This is a genomic window from Parahoeflea halophila (assembly GCF_900220985.1).
GTDB classification, from domain to species: domain Bacteria; phylum Pseudomonadota; class Alphaproteobacteria; order Rhizobiales; family Rhizobiaceae; genus Hoeflea; species Hoeflea halophila.
The window spans coordinates 1251448-1277269 of record NZ_OCPC01000001.1 but is presented as its reverse complement, the minus strand read 5'-3'; the positions used below and the strand labels follow the sequence as shown (position 1 = coordinate 1277269).

The following is a 25822-nucleotide window of genomic DNA, read 5'->3' as shown; positions in this document are numbered from 1 at the left end:
GCCTCCTCAACCCGCCTTAAAGATGCGGAGTTTCACCGCCTGCCTGAAAACAGGTAGTTGGTCTTAAGTGGGCATGCAATCGCCGGGGCGTATTATCTGCGCCCTCGGCTTGAAGAATCGCTGCTTCGAAAAGCCGGGTTCATACCCAGCCCTGGAGTTCGCGGCGGACGATGGTCTCGAGCACCTTCATCCCGCCTTCGCTGTCGTTCAGGCAGGGAATGTGGGTAAACTTCTCGCCGCCATGCTCGTGGAAGATTTCGCCCGCTTCGCCGGCAATTTCCTCAAGCGTTTCGAGACAGTCGGAGACAAAGCCGGGATTGATCACAGCGATGCGCTTGACGCCGTCCTTGGCGAGCTTCTCGACGGTCTTGTCGGTGTAGGGCTGGAGCCATTCCTCCGGACCGAAGCGGGACTGGAAGGTCGGCATCAGCTTCTCCTTCGGCCAGCCCAGCCGCTCACGCACGAGGCGTGCGGTCTTCATACACTGGCAATGATATGGATCACCCTTGAGGAAATAGGATTGCGGGATGCCGTGGAACGAGGCAAGCACGATCTCCGGTTCCCAGTCGAGGCTTTGGAGATGGGTTTCGATTGACTGCGCGATGGCCTCGATATAGGCGGGATCGTCGTGATAGGGCGGGACCGTGCGCAAGGCCGGCTGCCAGCGCATGTCCATCATCGCCTTGAAGGCCTTGTCGTTGACGGTCGCGGTGGTGGCTGCCGCATATTGCGGGTAGAGCGGGAACAGCACGATGCGATCGCAGCCGGCGTCTTTGAGCGCCTGCATCTTGTCGGGGATTGAAGGCTGGCCGTAGCGCATCGCCCAATCGACCATGACCGAGGGGTGATCGGCGAGGATGGCGCCAAGCCTGTCGGACTGGTTGCGGGTGTAGGTTCTCAGATAGCTCTCATCGAGATCCTTGTTCCAGATTTCCTCATAGGCCTTGCCGACGCGGCCGGGGCGGGTGTTGAGAACAATGCCGAACAGGATCGGATACCAGAAGACGCGCGACCACTCGATCACCCGCTTGTCGGTGAGGAATTCCTTGAGATAGCGCCGCATCGACCTGAAATCTGTGCCGTCGGGGGTGCCGAGATTGACGAGCAGCACGCCGACTTTCTGGATCTTGACCGGCGGATGTTCGGCGGGCAGTTCCCCCACAGGCCGGCAGGTTTCATCAGTCAGGGGCATGGTTCTGTTCACGGGGCGCGGTCCAATCCGGTGTTCATCTGCTCAATCTGTCGGCGGAGGCTATAGGTGCGTTCTTGCGGCCTGTGCGCCGTCTGCTCAACCGTCGAACGGAACATAGAGAACTCAATCGACAAATCAATCTTCTGCGGATGCGGCCTTTTGCCAGCGGCCGAAACAAAAAAGGGCCCGGTGAACCGGACCCTTTTTCTGTTCAAGACGGTTTCGACATCACTTGGCCGGGATGGTCAGTGTTTCTCCAACCACCAGGTCCTTGGGGTCCATAGAAGGATTGGCTTGTGCAATCTTGTTCCACATTGTCGCGTCGCCGAGATAGGTTCTGGCGAGATCCCAGAGCGTATCACCGGAGGCCACGACATGTTCCTTGCCGGCCATGGCGGCAGTGTCGGACGCCGGGGCTTCCTGTCCCATCTCCGCCTCGCCGCTCGCGGCGGCTTCTTCAGCGATCATCGGTGCCGAGGTGGTCAGATCCTTGAAGCCGGGCAGCGGCTCGGGAACTTCGACTGCGGCTTCCGCTGCAGGCGCAGCTTCGGCGGCAGGTGCGGTTTCCTCTGCTGCCGGTGCTGCGTCCTTGGTGGCCGCTGCGGATTCGGCCATCGGCTTTTCAGCTGCAGCCATCACGCGCCCGTCTGTGTAGGGCGTGTAGGGATTGTTCTTGGCCAGGTAGTCGGCGACAACCTGTTCGAGACCGGGACCGTAGTCGTAGGCGTTCATGCCGGCAGTGTTGAAGACGGAATAGCCGTCACCGCCACCGCGCATGTAGTTGTTGGTTGCAACCATGTAGGTTGCTTCCGTGTCGATCGGCTCAAAGCCGTCGCCCTTCTTCACCTCTACCGAGACAATGCGCGAACCGGGTTCGGCATTCTTGTCGAATGTGTAACGGAGGCCTGCGACCTGTGCGAAGCGACCTGCACCTTCCTCGATCTTGCTGGCGCCGTTTTCAAGGGCTGCAATCACATCGGAGCCCTTCAGCTCGAAAGTGGCAAGCGTGTTCTGGAATGGCAGGACGGTCAGCACCTCGCCCATGGTGATTTCACCGGCGTCGATGGATGAGCGCAGGCCGCCGCCGTTCTGGATGACAATGGAAACACCCTGGCTGGCCGTCCGGTCGAGCATGGCATCGGCGACCAGATTGCCCATGGAGCACTCGCCTGCGCGGCACACATCGCGGGAGCCGTCAATGATGTCGGTCGACGCGGAGACGACCTTAGTCTTCAGCTCCTCGATCGGGGCGCCGAGTTCGGTCACCCGTGCAGCAAAGGCTTCATCCGGGGTCACCGACGCATCGAGCAGGTGAGGGTCGCCTTTCGCGCTGATCACCTTGCCGTCATCGTCAAAGGTGACCTGAACTTCGCCGACATATTTGGAATAGGCGTAGGCCTGGACGATCGGGACCTCGACGCCAGATGGATTTGCCACCATAGTCGGATAGGGGCTGGCCGCGTTTTCGTCGGTGTTGGAGAGGAGCGTATGGCTGTGCCCGCCCACGATCACGTCGATGCCGTCGACCTGTGCGGCAATCTCTTCGTCTTTTGTAAGGCCGACATGCGAGATCAGGATGATCTTGTTGACGCCTTCGTCTTTTTCGATCTGGCTGACCGCACCCTTGAGATACTCGATCTCGTCGAGAATGAGAACCGAATCTCCTGGCGAAGAGGTTTCAACCGTGTCTGCGGCGAGCACAGACAGAAGGGCAATCTTTTCACCGCCGACTTCCTTGATGACATAGGGCTTGATCCGATCGCCGAGGACGGAATTGGCGCCGGCGATGGTGTTGCCGGAAATCACCGGGAACTCAACCATGTCGATGAAGTCGCGGAGCCCTTCGGGGCCGTCGTCGAATTCATGGTTTCCAACAGCCATCGCATCGAAGCCGATACCGTTCATAAATTCGGCCGCAGCCTCGCCCTTGTAGGTCGAGTAAAACAGCGAACCCTGAAACTGGTCGCCCGCGTCGAGCACCAGCACATTCGCGTTCTCGCCAGTCAGAGCCTCGCGGCGTTCGTCGATCTTGGTCTTGACCCGTGCAATGCCGCCGAAGCACTTGTCTTCGGCCTCATCCTCCGCCGAGCAGGTGGAATCGTACTTGTTGATGGATTCAATGCGCGAATGCAGATCGTTGATGTGCAGAATGTTGAGTGTGTAGTCGGCAAGAGCCGCTCCTGAAGTCAGGCCGAGAACCGACACTGACAACAAAGCGCGCTTTACAAATATGTTCATGGAATAGCTCCCTGTTTCGCTGCTCACTGCGTGCCTCGTGACGAATTCAGAGTGCGTCCGGGCAGGCTTGAACGAATGGTTTCACTAACCGCGGGGAACTTCAAGTGCAGGTTTCGCGTCGCACTGAAAATAGACAGGAATCAGGCGGTGTAGTCGCGTTCGTCGGCGATTACCTTGCCATCATTTGGCAGGCTGCCGGGAGGCGCAAGCTCCACCGTTCCGCGCAATTTCGCGATCGCCGCAAGCGTTGCCTCGATATCGTCGACCTCAAGACCCGCTCCTGCGGCCGGTTCAACCTTCAGCGTCATCACGTCGGCATCAGACGCGCGGCTGACAACGAGCCGAGCCCTGGCGATTCCGGGGTGCGCCCTGAGGATTTCAGCAACCTGTTTGGGGTCGACGAACATGCCCTTGATCTTGGTGCGCTGGTCGGCGCGGCCCATCCATCCCTTGATGCGGAGGCCGCTGCGGCCGCAGGGAGACTGGCCGGGCAGGATCGCAGAGAGATCTCCGGTCCCGAAACGGACCAGCGGATAGCCCGGATTGAGCGTGGTGACCACCAGTTCGCCGACTTCACCTTCGGGCACGGGGTCATCTGTTCCGGGGCGGACGACTTCGACAATCATGTCCTCATTGACAATCATGCCGGGGTGCGGCGCGCCCTGTTGATCAGCACTTTCATAGGCAATCACGCCAAGATCGGCGGTGGCGTAGCATTGCAGAACGGACACCCCGCGGTCGGTGTAGTACTGACGCAAGGAGGGAAACAATGCCCCACCCGATACCAGGGCCCGCTTGATACACGACAGATCCCGGCCCATCTCATCGGCCTTTTCAAGAATGGTCTTGAGGTAATCCGGCGTTCCGGTGAAGCCCGACGGCTGCAGCTTTGCGGCGGCGTCAACCTGGGCTTCGGTGTTGCCGACACCGGCCGGAAATACCAGGCATCCCAGGGCACGGGCGCCCTCGTCGAGAATGAAGCCGCCAGGGGTCATGTGATAGGCAAGGCTGTTGTGGACAACGTCACCGGAGCGAAACCCGGCCGCAAACAGCGCGCGTGCCGAGGCCCAGGGATCGATACCCAGACCCTGTGGTTCCCAGACCGGACCGGGCGACATGAAGACCCGGTTGCCGGTCAGTGCGTCCGGGTCGGCAAGGCCGCCGAACGGTGGATTGGCTTCCTGCATCTGCATCAGGTCGGGTTTTCGCAACACCGGCAACGCAGCGAGCGCCGTGCGGTCCGTCAGAGCGGCGGGATCAGGATGACCAAGCCAGGAATCGAGTGCCGGAAGCCGTTTGAGGCTGCGGCTCAGCAATGCCTGCAATGCCCCGAATGTTTCCTTCTCGCGAGCCTCGGAACCCCGCGTCTCGCGCTCATCGAAATGGCTGGTCATGGTCGTGCTCGTGCTTGCTTAGATGCGGCGTACCAGGGTGAACTGCGACCCGCTCGAAGAGGTGCAGTTGAGCTGGGACTGGGTGACAAGCGCGCAATTGACCCGTGACTGTGTCTGCCGCAGCAACGAGGTCAGCTCGATTTCGACGACTTGAGGCGAGACCTGGGTATAGGTGCCTTCGGCCAGCAATGAATTGGTGTCCGTGGTGCGTGTTTCAAAACGCCCGTTTGCAAAGCTTGAAATGATGCCGTTGGGATCGGTCCACTGGCCTTCGATGCCCTGCGGCTGTGGCACGGCGATCGGGCGTGGGGAGTAGGTTGCCGACTGGCAGGCAGCCAGCAGGCTGGCGAATGCGCCAATGGCGATGATGCGGTGGAGGTTCATGGCGCGGTGGTCCCCTTGAGCCGACGTCGATAGGATTCTGATAGTGAAACAATGCAGTGCCAGCGCGGCGAAAGCAAGGCAGCTGCATCCCGGCCGGCGCGGACGCCGGTCGGGTTTGGTGCAAGTGTTGTAAACCTAGCGCACAAGAACGTTGCGGAACTGCCAGGGGTCGCTTTCGTCGATATCCTCGGGAAACAGGCCCGGACGTCCGGTCAGCGGTGTCCAGTCGGTGTAGTGGCCTTCCACCGGACCAAGGTAAGGTGACTGCACCTCGAGGCAGCGCTTGTAGTCGACCTCGTCTGCTTCGACGATGCCAGCCTTCGGGTTCTCCAGTGCCCAGACCATGCCGGCCAGAACTGCTGAGGTCACCTGCATGCCGGTGGCGTTCTGATAGGGCGCGAGGCGGCGGGTTTCCTCCAGCGAAAGACGCGAGCCGTACCAGTAGGCGTTCTTGTCGTGGCCGTAGAGCAGCACGCCGAGTTCGTCGAGTCCCTCGACCAGCTCGTTTTCGTCGAGCACATGCTGGACAGGTTGCGCGTTGCCACCATTGCCGAACATCTCGTGCAGCGACAGGACTGCGTCGTTGGCCGGGTGATAGGCGTAATGGCAGGTCGGGCGGTAGCGGACATCGCCCTTCTTGTCCTTGACGGTGTAATAGTCGGCTATCGAAATCGACTCGTTGTGGGTGACGAGAAACCCGTATTGAGGACCCGGTGTCGGGCACCAGGTGCGCACGCGCGTATTGGCACCAGGTTGCTCGAGATAGATCGCCGCCTTGCAGCCCTTCTTGTGCTTCCTGGCGTTTTTCGGCATCCAGTTTTCGTGGGTGCCCCATCCGAGTTCGGCTGGCTGCAGGCCTTCGGCGATGAAACCTTCGACAGACCAGGTGTTCCAGAACACGTTGAGCGGCTTGGGGTTTTTGGTCAACTGGGTGTCTCGCTCGGCGATGTGAATGCCCTTGACGCCGACCTTCTTCATCAGCTTCGCCCAGGCCTCGCGGTCGTGCTGGTCCGGCTCTTCGAACCTGATGCCAAGGTCGTTGGCGAGGTTGACCAGCGCCTGCTTGACGAACCAGGACACCATGCCGGGATTGGCGCCGCAGGTGGAGACCGCGGTGGTGCCGCCTGGGTTCTTCCTTTTCTCAAGGCGGAGAGTCTCGCGCAGCGCGTAGTTGGTGCGCTCGGAATTCTTCATGTCCTTGTCGAAATAGAAACCGAGCCAAGGCTCGATCACGGTGTCGATGTAGAGCACGTCGAGCTTGCGGCAAAGCTTGATCAGATCGACCGAGCCTGTATCAACAGAGAGGTTGACGCAAAAACCCTGTCCTTCGCCTTCCGACAGAAGCGGCTTGAGCAACTCCTTGTAGTTTTCCTTTGTGACATGCGCCTTGATGTGGCGGATGCCGTGCTGGGCGAGGATTTCCATGTCCGCAGCATCATCGCGCGGATCGATGACGACCATCCGGCTCTTGTCGAACTTGAAGTGCCGCTCGATCAGCGGCAACGTGCCGCGGCCGATCGAACCAAAACCGATCATGACGATCGGGCCGGTGATGTCGCCATAGACTGGATAATCCTGCTGTGTCATGTCTTTCGCTCCGTAAAGGCGCTGCAGCCGTCTGCGGCGTAGCGGCGCTAAACCATACTTCATTGTTACAATAAAGCGAAATCAGACGCTCAGCTCTCCATGGCCTCCAGTTCGTCAATCAACCCTTCGATCATTGACAGGCCCTGGTTCCAGAATCCCGGATCCGAGGCGTCAAGGCCGAAAGGGGCAAGCAGTTCCGAATGGTGCTTGGTGCCGCCGGCCTTGAGCATGTCGAAGTAGCGGTCGCGGAAGCCTTCGGGTGTGTTCTCGTAAACGGAATAGAGCGAATTCACGAGGCAATCGCCGAAGGCATAGGCATAGACATAGAACGGCGAGTGGATGAAGTGCGGAATGTAAGCCCAGAAGGTTTCGTAGCCTTCTGACAGCTCGACCGCGGGCCCCAGGCTTTCCGATTGTACCTCGAGCCAGAGCGTGCCGAGCCGTTCGGATGTCAGTTCGCCTTCCCGGCGCGCGGTGTGCACACGGCGTTCAAACTCGTAAAATGCAATCTGGCGGACAACCGTGTTGATCATGTCCTCGACCTTCTGGGCCAGCATGGCCTTGCGCTCGCGACGGTCGGTGGTTCGCTCGAGCAGGGCGCGGAAAGTCAGCATTTCGCCAAACACCGAGGCAGTCTCGGCCAGGGTCAGCGGTGTCGACGACATCAGCGTGCCTTGCGCGCCCGCCAGCACCTGGTGCACGCCGTGCCCCAGCTCGTGCGCCAGGGTCATCACATCGCGCGGCTTGCCGAGATAGTTGACCAGGACATAGGGGTGAGCCGACGGGACCGTCGGATGGGCAAAGGCGCCGGAAATCTTGCCTGGACGGCTCGGTGCATCGATCCAGCTGCGGTCGAAGAAACGCCGGGCGATATCGGCCATTTCCGGAGCAAAGCCGTGATAGGCTGACAGGACGGTGTTCTTGGCTTCGTCCCAGGCGATGGTCTCACGCGGGGTTTCGGGCAGGGGGGCGTTGCGGTCCCAGAACTCGAGCTTCTCCAGACCCAGCCAGCGGGCCTTCATGGCGTAGTAGCGATGCGAAAGCCGCGGACAGGCTTCGCGCACCGCCTGGGCCAAAGCGTCGACGACGGGCCGCTCGACCCGGTTGGCCAGGTGACGGCTGTCGGCGATATCCTCGAACCCGCGCCAGCGATCGGAGATTTCCTTGTCCTTGGCAAGCGTGTTGGTGATCAGTGTGAAGATGCGCAGATTGTCCTTGAAGGTCGCAGCCAGTGCCTGGCCGGCCTTCTTGCGCTTTGCCCGGTCGGCATCCTGCAGCATCGACAGTGTCACTTCGAGCGAGAGTGTCTCGCCTTCGACATCGAATTCGAGGCTGCTCATGGTCTCGTCGAAGAGCCGGTTCCACGCAGCGTGGCCGGTCATCGATTTCTCGTGGAAAAGCTGTTCGATCCGGTCCTCGAGCTGAAACGGCCGGTCGAGCCTGAGGTCGTGGATCCAGGGAGTGTAACGCGCCGCGCGCGGATCGCGTTCCAAGCTGTCTTCGATCACCGCATCGTCAATGCGATTGAGTTCGAGGGCGAAAAACAGCAAATGCGCGCTGGTGTCGGTCATCTCGCTCTGGACGTCGCCGTAGAACTTGGCAATGGCGGGATCGGTCGTATTGGTGAAGTAGGAAAGGCCTGCATAGGAGATAATGCGGCCGAGCAGTTCCTCAAGTTTTTCATAGGCTTCGACAGCAGCACCGAGGCCGTCGTCGCCGCTGCTTTTGGCCGCTTCGGCAAGCCGGCCTTTCCAGCGTGTTTCGAACTCCTGTGCGCCAGCCCGCGCAGCGGCGAGATCAGCATTGAATTCGGCAGAATCCCTGCCGGGATAAAGGTCATCGAGGTTCCAGCCTGGCAGCGTCCCGAGATTCTTGTCGGGCCCCGGGGCGGTTGCAGGTGCGCAAACAGCTGCGTGGTCCAGAATTGATTTCGGCATCGGGGCACTCACTTTCAAAAACGGAACGGCCTTGGCAAGGCAGGCGAAGCGACAGCCCGTTTTACTGGCAGCTACGATTAAAATGCAATCATTTCCCGCAATCCGATTTTCAGCCTTTGCTGGCAGTCTCCGGCAATGACAAAAAGTCTTCTCCGCACCACCGGAAACGAGGGAACAAGATCCGTGTCCAAACGAATTTTGATTGTCGATGACGACCCTGTTCAACGCCGCCTGCTCAAAGCGGCGACCGAAAAGGCCGGTTACGAAACTGAAATGCTGACCGAGGGACGCTCAGCCCTTGCCCGATTGATCGAGCCGGATCACGATATCAGTGCGGTGGTGCTTGACCTGATGATGCCGGAAATGGGCGGACTGGAAGTGCTTGAGCGGCTATCGGCAGCCGGAAGCTCGGTTCCCGTCATCGTCCAGACCGGACAGGGGGGGATCGAGACAGTGGTTCAGGCGATGCGTGCCGGAGCTTTTGACTTCGTCGTCAAACCGGTGTCGCCGGAACGGCTGACCACGGCGCTTGGCAACGCGCTCAAGGCCGCCCGCGCCAAATCATCTCCCATCCCCGTAACCCGGCATGCCGGCTTTAGCGGCATCGTCGCCGCCAGCCCTTCCATGGAACGGGTAATTTCGCTCGGCAAGCGCGCCGCCGCCTCTACAATTCCGGTGGTTCTCGAAGGCGAGTCCGGGGTTGGCAAGGAGATGGTTGCGCACGCAATCCAGGCCCAAAGCGCGCGCCGCAACAAGCCCTTCGTTACGGTCAATTGCGGGGCGATCCCGGAGAACCTGGTCGAGAGCATTCTGTTCGGCCACGAAAAGGGAGCGTTCACCGGCGCGAGCGAACGCCATGCCGGCAAGTTCACCGAAGCCGATGGCGGCACGCTGTTTCTTGACGAGGTTGGCGAACTGCCTCTTGAAATACAGGTCAAGCTGTTGCGGGCGGTCCAGCTGGGCGAGATCGAAACCGTAGGATCGCGGATGCCCAAAAAGGTGGACATCCGGCTGATCTCGGCCACCAACAAGGACCTGATCCAAGAGGTCAAGGCAGGCCGGTTCCGCGAAGATCTTTATTACAGGCTCAACGTCTTTCCGATCCATGTCCCCGCGCTGCGCAAGCGCAAGGAGGATATCCCTCAACTCGTGCGCCATTTCACCGAGCGCTATGCCAGCGTGATCGGAGGCAAGCGTGTGCGCAGCATTGCACCGGACGCGATGGCATTGCTGACGGCCCATGACTGGCCCGGCAACATCAGGGAGCTGGAAAACGCAATCCATCGGGCCATCGTGCTGTGCGATGGCGACAAGCTGACCAGCGACCTGTTTCCTCAGATCGCAGCGCAGATTCCCGGTTACCGTCTTGAGGCGGCCGAACAGGTGGACACGGCAGGGTCCGGTGCGGAGCTGACAGATACCGCGCTCGACCTTAGCCCCGGCCCGGAGGCTGCCCCGCCGCACCATGCTGCCGGATTTCCTGCGGAGCAGCCTGGTTATCCGGTCGAAAACAACCTGCCTGCGGTTAACGCGATCACGGCCGAGGGCGAGGTGCGACGCCTCGCCGAAGTGGAGGAAGAGTTGATCCGTTTTGCCCTGTCATTCTATCGCGGGCAGATGAGCGAAGTGGCCCGGAGACTCGGGATTGGGCGGTCTACGCTTTACCGCAAGCTCAAGGACTATGCGATCAATCCCGACGATCCGGAACGTGAAGCAGCATGAGATCACGATTCACCCAGTGAGAGAAAATATTGTTTCTTGCCTGATCTGCTTCATTCCCTGTTAAGGGAAGATTCACTATAAGTGTCCCTGCGGCGATACATGGCACCGGTTGCCATTGTGTCACCGCATTTGAGCACCAAATGGTGTTCAACAACGGTTTTCCGGCGTCCGGGGACAGCATTGGCGACTTTGAACACAGTTTCAGCACTGGCATTTGCACAGGTCACCCGAAACACTGGTGTGCGTTTCTGGCACATGTCACGTTTGGCCGTGGTCCGGATTTTCTTGCTGGCGATCATCACCGCATCCGCCGGGCTGCTGACAGCAGCTGAAGCGGTTGCAGAGACGCGCTCTCTCAAGCTCTACTACATCCACACCAAGGAAAAAGCCGAGATCGTCTTCAAGCGCAACGGTCGTTATGACCAGTCGGGCCTGAACAAGCTCAACCGTTTCCTTCGCGACTGGCGCCGCAACGAGCCGACCAAGATGGACCCGAGGCTGTTCGATCTGGTGTGGGAAGTCTACAGGCAGGTCGGGGCGCGGGACTATATCAACGTCGTCTCGGCCTACAGATCGCCGGCCACCAACGATATGCTGCGCCGCACCCGTGGTGGCCAGGCCAAGAAAAGCCAGCACACGCTCGGCAAGGCGATGGATTTCTACATTCCGGGCGTGAAACTCAGCAAGCTTCGCGCCGTCGCCATGAAGCTGCAGGGTGGCGGGGTCGGCTACTATCCGAAATCCGGATCCCCTTTCGTACATCTTGATGTGGCCGGTGTGCGTGCCTGGCCACGCATGAGCCGGCAGGAGCTGGTGAGCCTGTTTCCCGATGGCAAGACCCTGCATCTGCCGCCGGACGGGAAGCCCTTGCCCGGCTACAACACCGCAATGGCGGAATATAAGAAGCGCGGCGGAGCTATTGTCTCCAGCGGCGGTGGTTCCAGCTCGAGCTCGAAACGTTCCGGCGGATTGCTGGCCGCGCTGTTCGGTGGCGGGGACGAGGATGAAGAATCAGTTGCAATCGCCGCTGCTCCAGTACCCAAGGCCGCACCCCCGCAGACTGAAATCGCCGCCTTGCCTGGTGTGCTCGACGCGCCGGCAGAGCCTGCTGCACCAGCTTTTGCCTTGCCAGCGCAACCGCCGCTTCCAGTCGCCCGGCCCGTGATCGAACCACAGCAACCCATTGTTGTGGCAGCGCTTGCGCCGCCCGAGCAGGTTCTGCCGGCGCAAGGTGAAATTGACGCCTTTGCCGCCGCTGCCAATGCCGAGGTCGTGGAGCCGGCCTCTGCAGGGATCAGCCTTGAGAACATTCGTGCGCCAATCCCGCAATTGCTTGCCGAGCGGTCTATGGAGCAGCCCGCCGAGACGGAAGCCGCTGCCGTGGAAGTGGCCGCATTGCCGGTTCCCAATCTGATAAAGGCACGCATGCAGGTGGATGCTGCGGAGCAGCCCGAACAAGATCTGCAGATTGCTGCCGCACTGGTCGATCGCGCTGCCGAGGCCGCGTCGAGCCTGGCCGCACAGACACCGCTGCCAGACGGCAATTCCGTAAACTTGCCAACGGCCGAGGACTTTGTCCCGTTGCCGATCCGCAGGCCGGGTGACAGGGCCAGCGACAAGGCGCCGACACTCCCCGCGCAGGAGAAGGTGGAGCTGGCCTCGCTGGGGGCACCACAGCGTGGTGGGCGTGTTCCGGCCTTTTCGATGAGCAGTTCGGCGTCACGCAAGGGCGACCGGCCGACGAAGTCTTCGGCAGCAGAGCAGGCTCAGCCCAGTTCAACCCGTACGGAACCTAAGCTGACGGAAACGATCATCTCGAAATGGGCCCTGGCCCAGAACAGGGTGAAGACAATGGCGACCCATCCGGGACAGGCGCGGAAATTCGTCGGTGCGCAACTGCGCGAAGCTCCAAAAACGGTCTATGCCAATGCGTTTGTGCCCGGTGGCGACCTGCCGCACAACCAGTTCACCGGGTCGGCAGTGAATTTCATAAACGTCGCGCGCTTTGGTAACTGAAACTGCCGGTGCTGATCTGAACAGATCTCCCGGAAATGCCGCTCAAAATGTCATGAAAATGCCGCGCGTCGGATAGACGCGCGGCATTTTGATTTTCGCTGGAGGCGCCAGTCTTGCTTTTGGACAGGCAGCCCGGTTGCGGCGCTCAGCTTGCGTCTTCGGGTTCCGGCGCCATGCCGAGGGCATGAAGGTAGGTGTCGAGAATGGCCTCCTGCTCGAGACGGTCGTTCTGGTCCTGCTTGCGGATGGCAATGATCTTGCGAAGCACCTTGACGTCGTAGCCGTTGGATTTTGCTTCGCCGTAGACATCCTTAATGTCGTCAGCGATGGTTTTCTTTTCTTCTTCCAGCCGTTCAATGCGTTCGACAATCGAACGAAGCTGGTCGCGGGCAACTGCACCGGAATCAGACATGAGGTCTCTCCTACAAGGACATTGGGGGTAAAATGCGTGAGGCTCCAAGTGCCCAAAGCCAGGCTTCGGGTCAAGGGCATAAGCGCGATGGGTGGGGATTAATCCCGGCTGTCGACCGCGGTCAGATCACACGGGAGCCGTGGAGCTCGACTTCGTGCAGTTCCGGTTGAGCAGCCATCGTGGCAAGGATCGGTGCGAGCCGGTTGACCCAGTCATCGACGCCGGCGGCGTCCGCAATCAGGTCCTGGCGGATCTCAAGCAAGGCATGGGCAAGGCCCGTCGTCGAGCAATGCCGGTGCATGGTGTCGCCCCGTAGCGCACCGTCATAGGGTTCGTTGTCGCCCACAACCAGGGCCGGATCCGCGCCCAATGCCTTGAGCAGGGGCTGGACCGCCCTGGGGTCGGTGTCCCAAAGGACTCCTGCATGCCACGGCCTGGCGACACCTTTCCAGGCGTGGGTGAAGGAATGCAGCGAAATGACCAGCGGAGGCTTGCCGGATTTGCGCCAGGTCTCTGCGATGGTCGAGGCGACGGCATCATGGTAGGGCCTGTGGAAGAGTTTGAGCCGGCGCTCGCGCTCCTCCTCCGTGAGAGGGTGATTGGCGGGGATCACCATTCCGTCCGAAAGCTTCATGATCAGGGTCGGATCGTCTTCGCCACGGTTGGGGTCGATCAGCAGACGCGAGAAGCATCCCATCACCGCCGGGACGCCCAGGCGCGCGGACAGCTTGCGGGTCACATCCTCGACACCAATGTCATAGGCGATGTGACGGGTGAAGGCAGAAGCCGGCAGACCCAGATCACCATATTCAGATGGAAGCCGGTTCATGGCGTGATCGCCAAGGATGACCAGGGACTGGCTCGGATCGCCGGGGATGATTTCGAAGGGCTGAAAGCCGGACATGCGAGTTCTGGTGCCGATTGGAAGATCGTTCTTGGACCCGGATCAATTGCATAGGCGCGCTTTATGAGCAACCATTCGAATCGGGCTGTTCGTCACAGATGAGGGCTTTCAATGGCGTTGCCTCGTTAAAGCTTGCCTTTGGACCGGTGTCTTTCGTTGACTTTCATGGCCCCCCGGCGCAAAAAGCAAAGCACAAATTGAAAGCGGAGACTGACCGAAATTGTTGTTTCGCAAGTTGCCAAATTCCTGTTTTGCCATCGTTAGATCTGTCACGTTCACCGCCCTGGCCACCGGGGCGTTGATACTTGTCTCGGCCCCGGATGCGAAAGCGGATTTTAGGGTCTGCAACGGGACGCAGTCACTTGTCGGCGGCGCTATCGGATACCGGACGGCGGAAGGCTGGGTGACGGAAGGCTGGTGGCAGATTCCGGCAAATTCCTGCGCCACGCTGATCGAGGGACAGCTCGGCTCCCGATATTATTACCTTTACGCTGAGGATGCCGGTGGCGGTGGCCGCTGGGCTGGCAACATCAACATGTGTGTCGCCGACAATGAATTTCGCGTTGTCGGGGTTGACGACTGTTTTGCTCGCGGTTTCCAGCGCGTGGGGTTCAAGGAATACGATACCGGGAGACAAGGCAGCTGGATGGTCCAGTTATCGGATGCCCCGGAAACGCCAGAAAGCCAGAATTGATGAAGCGGCAACGCAATGTAAAAATCCTCGCAACACTCGGACCGGCGTCGTCGGAGGAAGCGATGATCCAGAAACTGCATGAAGCGGGCGCCGATCTGTTCCGTATCAACATGAGCCACTCGAGCCATGAGCTGATGCGTACGCTGGTTGGACGGATCCGGGCGGTGGAGAAGAGATGCGGGCGGCCGATCGGCGTTCTCGCAGACCTCCAGGGGCCCAAACTGCGTGTTGGCAAGTTTGCGGAAGGATCGGTCACGCTCAAGGCGGGGCAGACCTTTACGCTCGATGACCAGGATACCCCGGGTGACGCGACACGGGTATACTTGCCGCACCCCGAAATTCTCGAGGCGGTGCAGCCCGGGCACCGGTTGCTGATCGATGACGGCCGGCTGAACCTGCTTGCGGTCAAGTCCAACAAGACCTCGATCGAATGCACCGTTGTCAGCGGGACCAAGATTTCCGACCGCAAGGGCGTCAGTCTTCCCGACACCACGCTCGGCGTCAGCGCGCTGACCGAGAAAGACCGCAGCGACCTCGAGGCGGTTCTCGCCGTCAATGATGTCGACTGGGTGGCGCTGTCATTCATCCAGCGGCCCGAGGACCTTGCCGAAGTGCGCAAGATTGCCCGTGGCCGCGTTGGTCTGATGTCGAAAATCGAAAAGCCGCAGGCGCTCGAGTGCATCGACGAAATCATCGAATTGTCGGATGCGCTGATGGTTGCGCGTGGTGACCTCGGTGTCGAGATGCCGATCGAATCGGTACCCGGCATACAGAAGCAGCTGACACGCGCCTGCCGCAGGGCCGGCAAGCCGGTGGTCGTCGCAACCCAGATGCTGGAATCGATGATTTCCGCACCGGTTCCGACCCGTGCGGAGGTCTCTGACGTAGCCACGGCCGTGTTTGAAGGTGCGGATGCCGTGATGTTGTCAGCGGAGTCAGCAGCCGGAAATTACCCGGTGGAAGCGGTTGAAACGATGGCGGCAATTGCGCGCAAGGTGGAGCGGGACCCGAATTATCCCGGCATCATCTATTCCCAGCGTCCCCAACCCGATGCCACCGGCGCAGACGCGATCTCGCTGGCTGCGCGCCAGATTGCCGAGACGCTCAACCTGTCGGCGATCGTCTGTTACACCTCGTCGGGCAACACCGGCCTCAGGGCCGCGCGCGAGCGGCCGCAGGTGCCGGTGATTGCCCTCTCACCGGTGATCCAGACAGCGCGACGGCTGTCGGTGGTCTGGGGGTTGCACTGCGTTGTCACCCAGGACGCGACCGATCTTGACGACATGGTCGATCGCGCCTGCCGGATTGCGTTCCGCGAGGAATTTGGCAAGCCGGGCGACCGCATCATCATTTCAGCAGGGGTTCCGCTGGGTACACCCGGCTCGACCAACATGTTGCGGATTGCCTATATCGGTTCCGACGGTATGACGGGCATCTGACCTTATGCTCTGCGTGTTAGCCTTGGCAGACGGCGTTGTCGTCTGCCAGGGAAGCTTCCGCCATATCTGACGCGGATTTCAGATCAATTTCGAAGCCGGCAACTTTCTCAATGGCGCGGACGGCCAGATCTGTTGTCACATGGTCGGGCTTGTGGCCGAGATTGCGGATCCAGAGCAGTTCCGCACCATCGATGTCGCGGGCCAATCCTTCCGAATGGATGTGGGCGAGAACCACCGAATCACTGTCGCCGGTGACAATCACTGTCGGGGCCTTGATCTCCGGATAACGTGATGCGACGCGGCTCACATAGGGCTTGAGATTCGCAACGTCGATGGCGTTGTTGCGGAACGCGCCGGGCCTGAGCACCAGTGCAGGCGCCGTGGACGTAAGGTAGTCTTCGGGCTTTGGATTGGGTGCAAAGACGCAGGCCGATCCGCTTTCGAGCCGGGTCAGACCGGCAGGCAGGGCAAGTGTGTTGGCAAACAGCGAGCCGATTACCGGCATCCGGGTCAGGCTGTAGTACCAGGCTATACCACCGGGCCAGGAGTGGGTGGCGGGAGCGAGGAAAACCAGACCGGATGTCATTTCTGGGTGAGCGAGCGCGAAACTGGCAGCGATCGCGCCGCCGAAGGAATGGCCGATGATGATGGCACTGGAGATACCCTTGGCCTTCATCGCCGCGGCAATCGCATCGGCCTGCCCGTCGGGTGTTGCATTGGCCTGACCGCCGCGCTCCGACCAGCCGTGACCGGGCCGGTCGATGAACAGCATTTCGGCACGGCCTTGGAACTTGGGGCGGAACGGGACAGATTGATCGAGCAGATTGCCACTGGCGCCGTGGATGAACACGAGTGCCGGCAGATCGGCATCGGCCGGGCGCGGAACGTGCACGGCATGAAGCTTGTAGCCGCCGACATCAATCATCTCTCCGCTCGGCGGGAAGCGAGCTTCGATCTCGCGGGTTTTCAGGCTGGTCCAAATGGCCAGGCCTCCAAGCACCAGAACAAGGATGATGATCAGATAAAGCATGACAGTAAGGACCGGTCTTTGAGCGAGCATGAGGACTGATTGCCAACGGGTTGCCAGGTAGCAGGGCCAGCCTGCCATCTTCTATACGGAGATGGTCCGGGAAAGTTTCAGATTCTGCGGCCGGCCAGTTTGTCTGCCAGTTCCCCAAGCCTCGTCTGGGCCTGCCGGTTGGCGGGGTAGATCTCGAGCACCTGTTCCCAGGCCCGCATTTCCAGTTCGTCGTTACCGGATGCTGCAAGGATCGCGGCCATGCCCGAGATCGCCCCGAAATGGCGCGGTTCGAGCGCCAGGACACGGCTGATGTCAGACATGGATTTGGCGTGCCTGCCCATGGCGTAATTCAGCGTCGCCCTGCGATTCCAACCTTCTGCATAATCGGGCATCAGCACCACGACCTGATCCAGCAGATCGAGCGCCAGTCCGTTGTTCTTCTCGGAAACGGCCTTGTCGGCCCACTGCATCAGCAGGTTCGCTGTGGCGCTGCCGGAATCGCGCCACTTGGCCCAGATGCGTTCGCTGATTCGCCTGGCCTGCTTCTCATCGCGTTCCCGCTTGAGGTCGGCGAACAAGGAATCAAGAGTGTTGGTTGATTGGGTGGAGGCGGCCGGGCTTGCAGGCGAGGTCTCGGCAACAGCCGGGGCCGCCGCGGCGCTGCCGCAGATGAACGCTGCAACAAGGCCGGGAAGTAATTTGAAATACGAAAAATGGCGCATAACGGAAAACTAGTCCGCCTGCGCCAAATATCAAATGCAAATTTCGTTGAAGGCCAGGCGGCCTTCGGCTTCAGCCCTGACGAGCCTTGAAGCGTGGGTTCTGCTTGTTGATGATGTAAACCCGGCCCTTGCGACGAACCAGACGGTTGTCACGGTGACGAGCTTTGAGCGCCTTAAGCGAATTCTTGATCTTCATTGTTCTGATCCGCGAGTTTCGGGCGACGAAGCCGCCTATTCAGTCAAAAGCGCGCCAGCCATGGGGCGCGCTCATCGGTTGGCACGGCATGTACCGTTTCGGGCATTTGCTGTCAACTCCGGGACCGCTTTTTCCCGTCTCATTCCTGCTCAGGGCAGCTGTGAACGAGCGCTTATCCGGGTGATGTGGCCCATTTTGCGTCCGGGCCGGGCTTCTGCCTTGCCGTAAAGGTGCACAACCGCATTTGGTTCGGCGGCAAGATCGGCGACCTTGTCAGCTTCCGAGCCGATGAGATTCTCCATGACGCAATCGGAATGCCGCTCAGTGTTGCCCAGCGGAAGCCCGGAAATGGCGCGTATATGCTGCTCGAATTGAGATATGGCGCAGGCAGCCTCGGTCCAGTGGCCGGAATTGTGAACCCGCGGCGCAATCTCGTTGACCAGCAGCCGGTGCTGATCTCCATCACGGACGGCAAAGAACTCGACCGCGAACACACCGACATAATCGAGGTGTGCCGCGATGGCGGACGCAATTTCCAAGGCTTTTGACTGCGCCTCGGGCCCTAGGCCCGAGGGGACTGTGGAGGTGTGCAGGATGTGGTTGCGGTGGACATTTTCCGAAACCTCAAAAGCGCGCACTTCACCCGACAGGCCACGCGCTGCGATCACCGAAACCTCGCACTCGAAATGGACAAAGGATTCCAGTATCGCCATCTTGCCCTGCATGGCGGCATAAGCCGTGTCGGCATCTTCGGGCCGGACCAGCTTTGCCTGCCCCTTGCCGTCATAGCCGAGGCGAGTGGTCTTGAGCACTGCCGGCAGGCCGGTGGTCCTGATCGCCGCGTCGAGATCGGGCCGCCTTGCGACGGCAGAAAACAGCGCGGTTTCTGCACCGAGCTCGCGCGCCATGGCCTTTTCCATCAGGCGGTCCTGGGCGACTTCCAGCGCCTTCGAGCCGGGCCTGACGGGAAGACGGGATTCGAGCCACTGAACGGCCTTCACCGGAACATTCTCGAACTCGTAGGTGACGACGTCACAGAGATCTGCCAATTGCTGCAGCGCGGCCGGGTCATCATAGTCGGCAACGATCTGGGTGTTGGCGACCTGGGCTGCCGGGGCATTGCTGTCCGGTTCCAGAATGATGGTTCTGTATCCGAGCCGGGCGGCGGCCATGGCGAGCATGCGTCCCAGTTGACCGCCGCCGATGATGCCGATGAAGGATCCAGGTGCCAGCGCTTCGGTGTTCATGGCTGGTCCACCGGCTGCTCTGCGACCGCGTCGGTGCGGGCCTGGCGCCAGGCATCGAGGCGCTCGGCCAGGGCATCGTCTGTGAGCGCCAGCACGCTGGCCGCAAGAAGGGCTGCGTTGATGGCGCCGGGCTTTCCGATGGCGAGGGTTCCGACCGGAATGCCGCCCGGCATCTGTACGATCGAAAGTAGGCTGTCCTGCCCCGAAAGCGCCTTGGATTCAATGGGGACCCCAAACACCGGCAAGGGGGTGAAGGCGGCGGTCATGCCTGGCAGGTGGGCTGCGCCGCCGGCGCCTGCGATGATGATCTTGTAGCCTTTGGAGCGGGCCGATTTGGAAAAGGAAACCAGACGGTCTGGAGTCCGGTGGGCCGAGACGATGAGCGAATTGTGCGCAATCCCCAGCTCGGACAGGATCTCGGACGCATGCTTCATGGTTGGCCAATCAGACTGGCTGCCCATGATAACCGCGACCTTCGGTGATTCGGAGTGGCTCATGGGTCGCTCCCTGATCAGGCAATGATGTCCGGTATAATCTGGTCTTCGATCTCGATGATCTTGTCCTTGATCGCCAGTTTCTTCTTTTTCATCCGCTGGATGCGCAGTTGGTCGCAGCCAACTTGAATCATTGCATTGATGGCGGCGTCGAAGTCTTCGTGCTCATGGCGTAGACGCGCCACCAGCATGCGAAGCTCCGCCTGTTCCTGATTGGACATGCAGTTATCCCCGTTAAATGCACCCGGCCGGCGCCTCGCCCGACCAGGTGTCTGGGCGGGCTCGTAGCATAAAAACAGGTGTAACGGGAAGTTATCCCTGTTGAAGAAATGATCTTCGACAAATCGGAAAAGCCGTGGCACACTCATTAGCGTCCACTAACGATTTGCACCGGCGTTCCGGCGCCGGCGCATTCCAACAAAGGAGTCGCTTATGTCGATTGATGCTCACCTTGCCACACTTGAGAAAAAGCATGGCGAACTGGAGGCCGAACTCCGCACGGTGCAATCCCAACCCTCTGCTCATGACGAGATGATTGTGGATATCAAACGACGCAAGCTCCGGCTCAAGGATGAGATCAATCGCCTGAGAGCCGAGACCCAACACTAACCGGAATTGCGTGACACGAGGATGACAGGCGCGGGAACCTTTCCCGCGCCTTTTTCGTTCGGCACGGCCTGGCTACGGGAACAGGGGGCAGATGCAAAGGGCAAAAGGTACAGGAGCGGACGCGCGACGGTTTTCAGGCGTTTTTCAGACGCCATCGCCGCATCACCACGATGATCAGGACCAGAACTGGTCGACCCAAAGATTGAGATGCGTGAAACCATCGGTCCGAACCGTGTAGATCCGCCGGGTTCCCTGGGTCTCAACGCTGACGAGCCTGCTTTCCAGCAGCGCCTTGAGATGCTGCGAAACCGCGGGCCTGCTGATCGGCAGGCCTTCCGCCAATTCGTTGACCGTTCGAGGCTGGCGGCGCAACTCTTCGAGAAGGTAGCGTCTGTTGGGATCGGCAATGGCCTGAAAAGCATCCATGGTCATGCTGGAAAGCTAGTTAAAATGTTTCAGAGCGGCAAGTCTTTTGTCTGTACTGCGACCGCCAGGTTGCTACTGCTCTCCTGCACCTGTTGCTGAGTCCGGGTGAGGAATATTCAGTACTCTTCCTCGGGTCCTGAGCGCCATATGTGTGCAATGCCTGTCAGGATGATTTAAGGGTCTTTGCCTGATCGCGGAGCAGGAATTTCTGGATCTTGCCGGTCGATGTCTTGGGAATGTCGTGGAAAATCACCGTGCGGGGACATTTGTAGCGTGCCAGCAACGTACGGCAATGCTCGATCACCTCGTCTTCACTCAGGTCGTAACCGGGCCTGAGTTCGACGAAAGCGCAAGGGGTTTCACCCCATTTGTCGTCCGGCTTTGCCACCACGGCAGCAGCCACAATGCCGGGATGCTTGTAAAGAACATCCTCGACCTCGATCGACGAGATGTTTTCGCCACCCGAAATGATGATGTCCTTGGACCGGTCCTTGAGCTGCAGGTAGCCGTCGGGATGCATAACGCCGAGGTCGCCGGAGTGGAACCAGCCGCCGCGGAAGGCTTCGCGACTGGCGGCAGGGTTCTTCAGATAGCCCTTCATGACAATGTTGCCGCGGAACATGACTTCGCCGATCGTTTCGCCATCGGCCGGCACCTTCTCCATCGTTTCGGGGTTCATAACGGCCAGGTTTTCCAGTGCCGGGTAGCGCACGCCCTGACGCGCCTTCTTGGTTGTGCGGGCGCCGGGATCAAGGTCCGACCATTCCCTTTTCCACTCGTTGACAACGGCGGGACCGTAGGTCTCGGTCAGGCCGTAAAGATGCACCACCTCGAAGCCCGCATCGGCCATGCCCGCGAGAACCGCTTCCGGCGGGGGGGCGGCCGCAGTGTTGAAGCTGACGGTCTGGGAGAACTCGCGTTTTTCGTCGTCGGGCGCGTTGAGAAGTGTCGACATGACAATCGGCGCGCCGCACAAATGGGTCACGCCGTGATCGGCTATGGCGTCATACATCGCCTTGGCGCGGACCCATCGCAGACAGACATGGGTGCCTCCCACCACTCCGAGGGTCCAGGGGAAACACCAGCCGTTGCAGTGGAACATCGGCAGTGTCCACAGGTAGACCGGATGACGGCCCATACCCGACGCAATCACATTGGAATAGCCCATCAGCGCTGCACCGCGATGATGATAGACCACACCCTTGGGATTTCCTGTGGTGCCGGAGGTGTAATTCAGCGACACTGCCTCCCACTCGTCATCCGGCAGGCTTCGCGTGAAATCCGGGGAGCCCGACTGAACGAACTCTTCGTAGTCATGCTCGCCGATGCGGTCGCCCTTGGGGAACGGCGCGTCGTCGGGATACTCGGTGTCGTCATAATCGATCACCACCGGCGCGACCCTTGCAAGGCTCAACGCTTCGGCGATAACCGCCGAAAACTCGCGGTCGACAATCAGCAGCTTGCAGTCGGCGTGATCCAGCTGGAAGGCGATGGCCGGGGCATCAAGCCTGGTGTTGATCGAATGCAGGACCGCGCCAATCATAGGCACCCCATGATGGGCTTCGAGCATCGCCGGGGTGTTCGACAACATGACCGAGACGGTGTCTCCCTTGGCGAGGCCTTGATTCGACAAGGCATTGGCCAGTTGCTTCGAGCGCTCGAGAAACCGGCCATAGCTCATCCGCATGGCGCCATGAATAATGGCCACATGATCGGGATGGATCAGGGCTGCGCGCTCGAGATGAGCAAGAGGTGTCAGCGGCTGATAATTGGCAGGGTTAGGGTCGAGGTCGGTTTCGTAGGGGTTGGCGCTCAAGGTCGAATTCCCATGCAGGATGTCTCACATACTATCCGGCATCAAACCACCTGAATGCGAACTTGTCATCACGCCATTAGGTGAACAGCCCCATCCCAGATCAGCTTCAACGCCGCCAGCAACACCATGAAATACATGAACGGGTAGAAGACATCGGGTTTCATGCGCCGGACAATGTAGGCCCCGGCGAGGGTCGCGACCGGCGCCAGCGGCGCAAGAGCCAACGAGGTGGACAGATTGGTCGCGTCGAACTGGCCAAGTGCAAAATAGGGCACCAGCTTGATCGCATTGATGATGGCGAAGAAGCGGACGCTGGTTCCGGTGTAGGTTTTGGGATCCTGGCGCAGTGGCAGAGCATAGATCTGGTAGGGCGGCCCACCGGCGTGAGAGACGAAGCTGGTGAAGCCGGCAAGGGTGCCCCAGAACATGCCTCTGGTGGTGTTGTGGCCATGCGGTTGCCGCTCGCCGCCATTGCGGGCATCGGCGAGGCGTTGCACCACATAGCGCCAGACGAACCAGAGCGCGACGGCACCGACGACGAGCCGGATCATCGGGGCAGTCACCCATGCGGCTGTCGCCCAGCCGATGGCGATGCCGATCAGGGCGCCCGGTACCATGACGGTCAAGGTGCGAGTGTCTGAATGGCTGCGCCAGGTCCAGAGGCTGACAATGTCCATGACGATGAGAATCGGCAGCAGAATTGCCGCGGCCTGAACCGGAGATATGGTCAGTGCCATCAATGGCACACCCATCAACGCCATGGCACCGCCGAAGCCTCCCTTGGAGAGGCCAACCATGATGACAGCCGGGATGGCGGCGGCATAGAAGATAGGGTCTGTCATCATCGCGGCTGTTGATCCTTGTGCCGCGCCGGTCTATCCCGTTTGCAGCGAATTGGCCATATCGGCTTTCAGCGCTGGCCCTGACAGGAAATCTTCCGATGACTGATCCGATCGACCGTTGCCGTCTTGTCCTCGTGACACCCGATGTTTCAGACGCGAGCCACCTTGCCGCGGTGGTGGGAGACGCGCTTCGCGGCGGCGATGTGGCATCTGTCATCATTCCCCAGCACGGCCTAGACGACAAAAGCTTTCAGAAGCGTTGCGAGGCGCTGGTCCCGGTGGTCCAGCATGCTGGCGCTGCGGCTCTGGTGGCGGGGGATTCGAGGGTTGCCGGACGGGCGCGGGCTGATGGTCTGCATCTCGAGGTTGGCCCCGCGGCGATGGCTGAAGCGATCGGCAAATACGCTCCCGGCCTGATTGTCGGGGGCGGCAATGCGCGTGAACGTCATGCGGCGCTGTCGATCGGTGAAGCCCAGCCGGATTACGTGATCTTCGGCTCGATCGATGGCGACATCAAACCGGAGCCGCACGCCAAGAATGTGGCGCTGGCGGAATGGTGGGCCGACATGATCGAGATACCCTGTGTGCTGATGGGCGGTACAAGCACGGCATTTGTCGAAGAAATGGCCGAGACGCGGGCAGAATTCATCGCGTTTTCCAAAGCCGTTTTCGCAGATCCGGCGGACGCAGCGCGAATTGTTGCGGAAATCAATGCCGTGCTCGACGAAAAAGCGCCACGGTTAGGACAATAATCGGTCGAGATCCGAGTCCGACATATTGATGCGCTGGAGCATGGTTCCCTTGATTTTTCGATCATCCCGATTGTTGTCCCTGATACTGCTCCTTGCATTGCCGGGAGAAGCTGTCCTGGCGCAAAGCGCAAAGAGCGAAACCGGAACGACCGTTGAAGCAGCGGATGCTGACGCAGCCAATGACGCTACCTTGAGGGCCTTCGGCGCGTTTCAACGCGGGTATTACCTCACGGCAATGGATCTGGCGGTGCCACGCGCACAGCTGGGCGATCCTGCCGCACAGACCTTGGTGGCGGAGCTCTTTGCCAATGGCCTCGGGGTGGCACGGGACATGGACAGTGCAGCCTTCTGGTACAAGCAAGCGGCGGAAGGCGGAGACGCTTCGGCGCAGTTCAAATACGGGCTGATGCTTCTTGAAGGGAAACATGTCGAAGCCGACCAGGAGAAGGCCGGGGAACTGATGAAGAAGGCCGCGGATGCGGGCAACGCGTTTGCGCAGTTCAATCACGCCCAGTTCCTGGTCTCGCAAAAGCCTGGTGATGCCGGGATTTTCGAAGCGCTGCCTTATTTCGAAAAAGCTGCTGAGCAGGGCGTCGCGGATGCGCAGTATGCGCTGGCCCAGATCTACGCCAACACGGACGGGGTCTCGGACGCGAAGCGGGCCCGGGCACGGGAGCTGATGGAGAAGGCGGCGCGGGCGGGGTACGACACCGCGCAGCTCGACTATGCCATCTGGTTGATCGACGGCATCGGCGGCCCGAAGGATTATGAAGCCGGGTTTCGCTGGATGGAGGTTGCCGCGACTAGGGGCAATGTAGTTGCGCAGAACCGGATGGCTGTGCTGCACATCAACGCGATTGGTACGAGCGGTGATCCGGTCGAGGCGGGCAAGTGGTACGTTCTGTCCCGCCGGGCCGGGTATGATGACCGGGCGCTTGACGATTTCTACCAGGGTCTGACTGAAGACGAGCAAAAGCAGGCGCTCGAGGCCGCAAACAGGTTTGCAAAGCAATGATTCGGCGCATTGAGGCGGCTGGGCTGCGGCTCAGACTTGAAAAGCTGCGCCATTTGTGGTCTTGAGGCCGCCAAGCGGGGCCGAATGCCGGCCCCGGACAAAGCTTGACGCGGAACGCTCTCATGAAAATCAACGGAAACGAAATTCGCCCTGGCAACGTGCTTGAGCACAATGGCGGCCTGTGGGCAGTGGTCAAAACCAACGCTGTGAAGCCCGGCAAGGGCGGCGCCTTCAACCAGGTCGAGATGAAAAACCTCATCGACGGCACCAAGCTCAACGAGCGCTTCCGGGCCTCGGAGACGGTTGAACGCATCCGGCTCGAGCAGAAGGACTTTCAGTTCCTCTACGAGCAGGGTGAAGCCCTGGTGTTCATGGATCTGGAAAGCTACGAGCAGCTTGAACTGCAGAAGGACTTTGTCGGCGATCGCCGCGCCTTCCTGCAGGATGGCATGATGGTCACTGTCGAGCTGCACGAAGAGCGGCCGATCGGTATCGCCCTGCCGGACCACGTCACACTGGAAATCGCGGAAGCCGATCCGGTGGTCAAGGGCCAGACCGCTGCGTCGTCCTACAAGCCCGCAACGCTGGAAAATGGTGTTCGTATTCTGGTGCCGCCGTTCATTTCGGCCGGTGAACGGGTGGTCGTGGATACCAACGAACTGACCTATCTGCGCCGGGCTGACTGAGCTTGATGCACGTCGCGGTTCGTTTCGAGCCCTGAGACACCGGCGCGGGTCGGCCATGGCCGCCGCGCAACCGACAC

At 60.3% G+C, this 25822-nt stretch carries 25 protein-coding genes; 8 read left to right on the top strand and 17 right to left on the bottom strand.

Annotated elements, in window-relative coordinates; all coding sequences use genetic code 11:
- Positions 1-139: 139 nt before the first annotated feature.
- The 6 genes from hemH to CRO46_RS06015 all read right to left on the bottom strand — a co-directional run bounded on the left by hemH (position 140) and on the right by CRO46_RS06015 (position 8732).
- Positions 140-1192: a ferrochelatase gene (gene hemH, locus CRO46_RS06045; RefSeq protein WP_097105940.1), complete on the bottom strand. Its 1053-nt coding sequence runs from the start codon at positions 1190-1192 to the stop codon at positions 140-142.
- A gap of 228 nt (positions 1193-1420) precedes the next feature.
- Positions 1421-3430 carry a 5'-nucleotidase C-terminal domain-containing protein gene (locus CRO46_RS06035; RefSeq protein ID WP_097105937.1) on the bottom strand — a complete coding sequence of 670 codons (2010 nt, stop codon included), beginning with the start codon at positions 3428-3430 and terminating at the stop codon, positions 1421-1423.
- A gap of 140 nt (positions 3431-3570) precedes the next feature.
- On the bottom strand, positions 3571-4824 hold the full coding sequence (locus CRO46_RS06030; protein ID WP_097105936.1) for a phenylacetate--CoA ligase family protein: 1254 nt from the start codon (positions 4822-4824) through the stop codon (positions 3571-3573).
- 18 nt (positions 4825-4842) lie between these two features.
- A complete protein-coding gene (gene omp10, locus CRO46_RS06025) occupies positions 4843-5208 on the bottom strand; it encodes an outer membrane lipoprotein Omp10 (protein WP_097105934.1) in 366 nt (121 codons plus the stop codon).
- Positions 5209-5343: 135 nt separating this feature from the next.
- Entirely contained in the window at positions 5344-6795 is a 1452-nt protein-coding gene (locus tag CRO46_RS06020; RefSeq protein ID WP_097105932.1) for a homospermidine synthase, read from the bottom strand.
- 89 nt (positions 6796-6884) lie between these two features.
- Entirely contained in the window at positions 6885-8732 is a 1848-nt protein-coding gene (locus tag CRO46_RS06015; RefSeq protein WP_097105931.1) for a M3 family oligoendopeptidase, read from the bottom strand.
- A 183-nt stretch (positions 8733-8915) separates the two neighbouring features.
- Between CRO46_RS06015 and CRO46_RS06010 the strand changes: the two genes are divergently transcribed.
- Both CRO46_RS06010 and CRO46_RS06005 read left to right on the top strand, forming a co-directional pair.
- Positions 8916-10454 carry a sigma-54-dependent transcriptional regulator gene (locus tag CRO46_RS06010; RefSeq protein ID WP_244577776.1) on the top strand — a complete coding sequence of 513 codons (1539 nt, stop codon included), beginning with the start codon at positions 8916-8918 and terminating at the stop codon, positions 10452-10454.
- Between the two features lie 255 nt (positions 10455-10709).
- Positions 10710-12470 carry a peptidoglycan L,D-endopeptidase MepK gene (locus CRO46_RS06005; RefSeq protein ID WP_097106550.1) on the top strand — a complete coding sequence of 587 codons (1761 nt, stop codon included), beginning with the start codon at positions 10710-10712 and terminating at the stop codon, positions 12468-12470.
- Positions 12471-12615: 145 nt separating this feature from the next.
- Here the strand turns inward: CRO46_RS06005 and CRO46_RS06000 are convergent, their stop codons facing one another.
- Positions 12616-12882 (bottom strand): DUF2312 domain-containing protein, encoded by a 267-nt coding sequence (locus tag CRO46_RS06000; RefSeq protein WP_097105928.1) that lies wholly within the window; start codon positions 12880-12882, stop codon positions 12616-12618.
- A gap of 121 nt (positions 12883-13003) precedes the next feature.
- Complete coding sequence (locus CRO46_RS05995; RefSeq protein WP_097105926.1) at positions 13004-13786, bottom strand: N-formylglutamate amidohydrolase; 783 nt, start codon at positions 13784-13786, stop codon at positions 13004-13006.
- A 283-nt stretch (positions 13787-14069) separates the two neighbouring features.
- Here CRO46_RS05995 and CRO46_RS05990 point away from each other — a divergent pair, with 283 nt between their 5' ends.
- Positions 14070-14480, top strand: coding sequence for a DUF1036 domain-containing protein (locus CRO46_RS05990; RefSeq protein WP_244577811.1), 411 nt, complete (start codon positions 14070-14072; stop codon positions 14478-14480).
- Positions 14480-15919: a pyruvate kinase gene (pyk, locus tag CRO46_RS05985; protein WP_097105924.1), complete on the top strand. Its 1440-nt coding sequence runs from the start codon at positions 14480-14482 to the stop codon at positions 15917-15919. Before CRO46_RS05990 ends, pyk begins: the two co-directional genes overlap by 1 nt.
- Positions 15920-15935: 16 nt before the next feature.
- Here the strand turns inward: pyk and CRO46_RS05980 are convergent, their stop codons facing one another.
- From CRO46_RS05980 to CRO46_RS05955, 6 genes are all read right to left on the bottom strand, one after another.
- The gene (locus CRO46_RS05980; RefSeq protein ID WP_097106546.1) at positions 15936-16949 is read right to left on the bottom strand and encodes an alpha/beta fold hydrolase; all 1014 of its coding nucleotides are present in this window, start codon (positions 16947-16949) and stop codon (positions 15936-15938) included.
- A gap of 107 nt (positions 16950-17056) precedes the next feature.
- Complete coding sequence (locus CRO46_RS05975) at positions 17057-17662, bottom strand: tetratricopeptide repeat protein (RefSeq protein ID WP_097105923.1); 606 nt, start codon at positions 17660-17662, stop codon at positions 17057-17059.
- A gap of 70 nt (positions 17663-17732) precedes the next feature.
- Entirely contained in the window at positions 17733-17858 is a 126-nt protein-coding gene (gene ykgO, locus CRO46_RS05970; RefSeq protein WP_003497670.1) for a type B 50S ribosomal protein L36, read from the bottom strand.
- 149 nt (positions 17859-18007) lie between these two features.
- Positions 18008-19105 (bottom strand): 5-(carboxyamino)imidazole ribonucleotide synthase, encoded by a 1098-nt coding sequence (locus CRO46_RS05965; RefSeq protein ID WP_097105921.1) that lies wholly within the window; start codon positions 19103-19105, stop codon positions 18008-18010.
- Positions 19102-19602 carry a 5-(carboxyamino)imidazole ribonucleotide mutase gene (purE, locus tag CRO46_RS05960; protein WP_097105919.1) on the bottom strand — a complete coding sequence of 167 codons (501 nt, stop codon included), beginning with the start codon at positions 19600-19602 and terminating at the stop codon, positions 19102-19104. The genes CRO46_RS05965 and purE overlap by 4 nt, the downstream gene beginning before the upstream one ends.
- Positions 19603-19616: 14 nt before the next feature.
- Positions 19617-19820, bottom strand: a complete 204-nt coding sequence (locus CRO46_RS05955) for a YdcH family protein (RefSeq protein ID WP_097105917.1) — start codon at positions 19818-19820, stop codon at positions 19617-19619.
- A 211-nt stretch (positions 19821-20031) separates the two neighbouring features.
- Here CRO46_RS05955 and CRO46_RS05950 point away from each other — a divergent pair, with 211 nt between their 5' ends.
- The gene (locus CRO46_RS05950) at positions 20032-20208 is read left to right on the top strand and encodes a YdcH family protein (protein WP_097105916.1); all 177 of its coding nucleotides are present in this window, start codon (positions 20032-20034) and stop codon (positions 20206-20208) included.
- Between the two features lie 174 nt (positions 20209-20382).
- On the opposite strand, the gene CRO46_RS05945 is transcribed toward CRO46_RS05950, so the two are convergent.
- The 3 genes from CRO46_RS05945 to CRO46_RS05935 all read right to left on the bottom strand — a co-directional run bounded on the left by CRO46_RS05945 (position 20383) and on the right by CRO46_RS05935 (position 23295).
- Positions 20383-20640 (bottom strand): ArsR/SmtB family transcription factor, encoded by a 258-nt coding sequence (locus CRO46_RS05945; RefSeq protein WP_097105914.1) that lies wholly within the window; start codon positions 20638-20640, stop codon positions 20383-20385.
- A gap of 157 nt (positions 20641-20797) precedes the next feature.
- Complete coding sequence (locus CRO46_RS05940) at positions 20798-22450, bottom strand: acyl-CoA synthetase (protein WP_179758966.1); 1653 nt, start codon at positions 22448-22450, stop codon at positions 20798-20800.
- A 68-nt stretch (positions 22451-22518) separates the two neighbouring features.
- Positions 22519-23295 carry a sulfite exporter TauE/SafE family protein gene (locus CRO46_RS05935; RefSeq protein WP_097105910.1) on the bottom strand — a complete coding sequence of 259 codons (777 nt, stop codon included), beginning with the start codon at positions 23293-23295 and terminating at the stop codon, positions 22519-22521.
- 95 nt (positions 23296-23390) lie between these two features.
- On the opposite strand from CRO46_RS05935, the gene CRO46_RS05930 reads away from it, so the two are divergent.
- From CRO46_RS05930 to efp, 3 genes are all read left to right on the top strand, one after another.
- Positions 23391-24044 carry a thiamine phosphate synthase gene (locus tag CRO46_RS05930; RefSeq protein ID WP_097105909.1) on the top strand — a complete coding sequence of 218 codons (654 nt, stop codon included), beginning with the start codon at positions 23391-23393 and terminating at the stop codon, positions 24042-24044.
- 70 nt (positions 24045-24114) lie between these two features.
- Positions 24115-25059 (top strand): tetratricopeptide repeat protein, encoded by a 945-nt coding sequence (locus CRO46_RS05925; RefSeq protein ID WP_244577775.1) that lies wholly within the window; start codon positions 24115-24117, stop codon positions 25057-25059.
- A 122-nt stretch (positions 25060-25181) separates the two neighbouring features.
- A complete protein-coding gene (gene efp / locus CRO46_RS05920) occupies positions 25182-25745 on the top strand; it encodes an elongation factor P (protein WP_097105907.1) in 564 nt (187 codons plus the stop codon).
- The last annotated feature ends 77 nt before the right edge of the window (positions 25746-25822 follow it).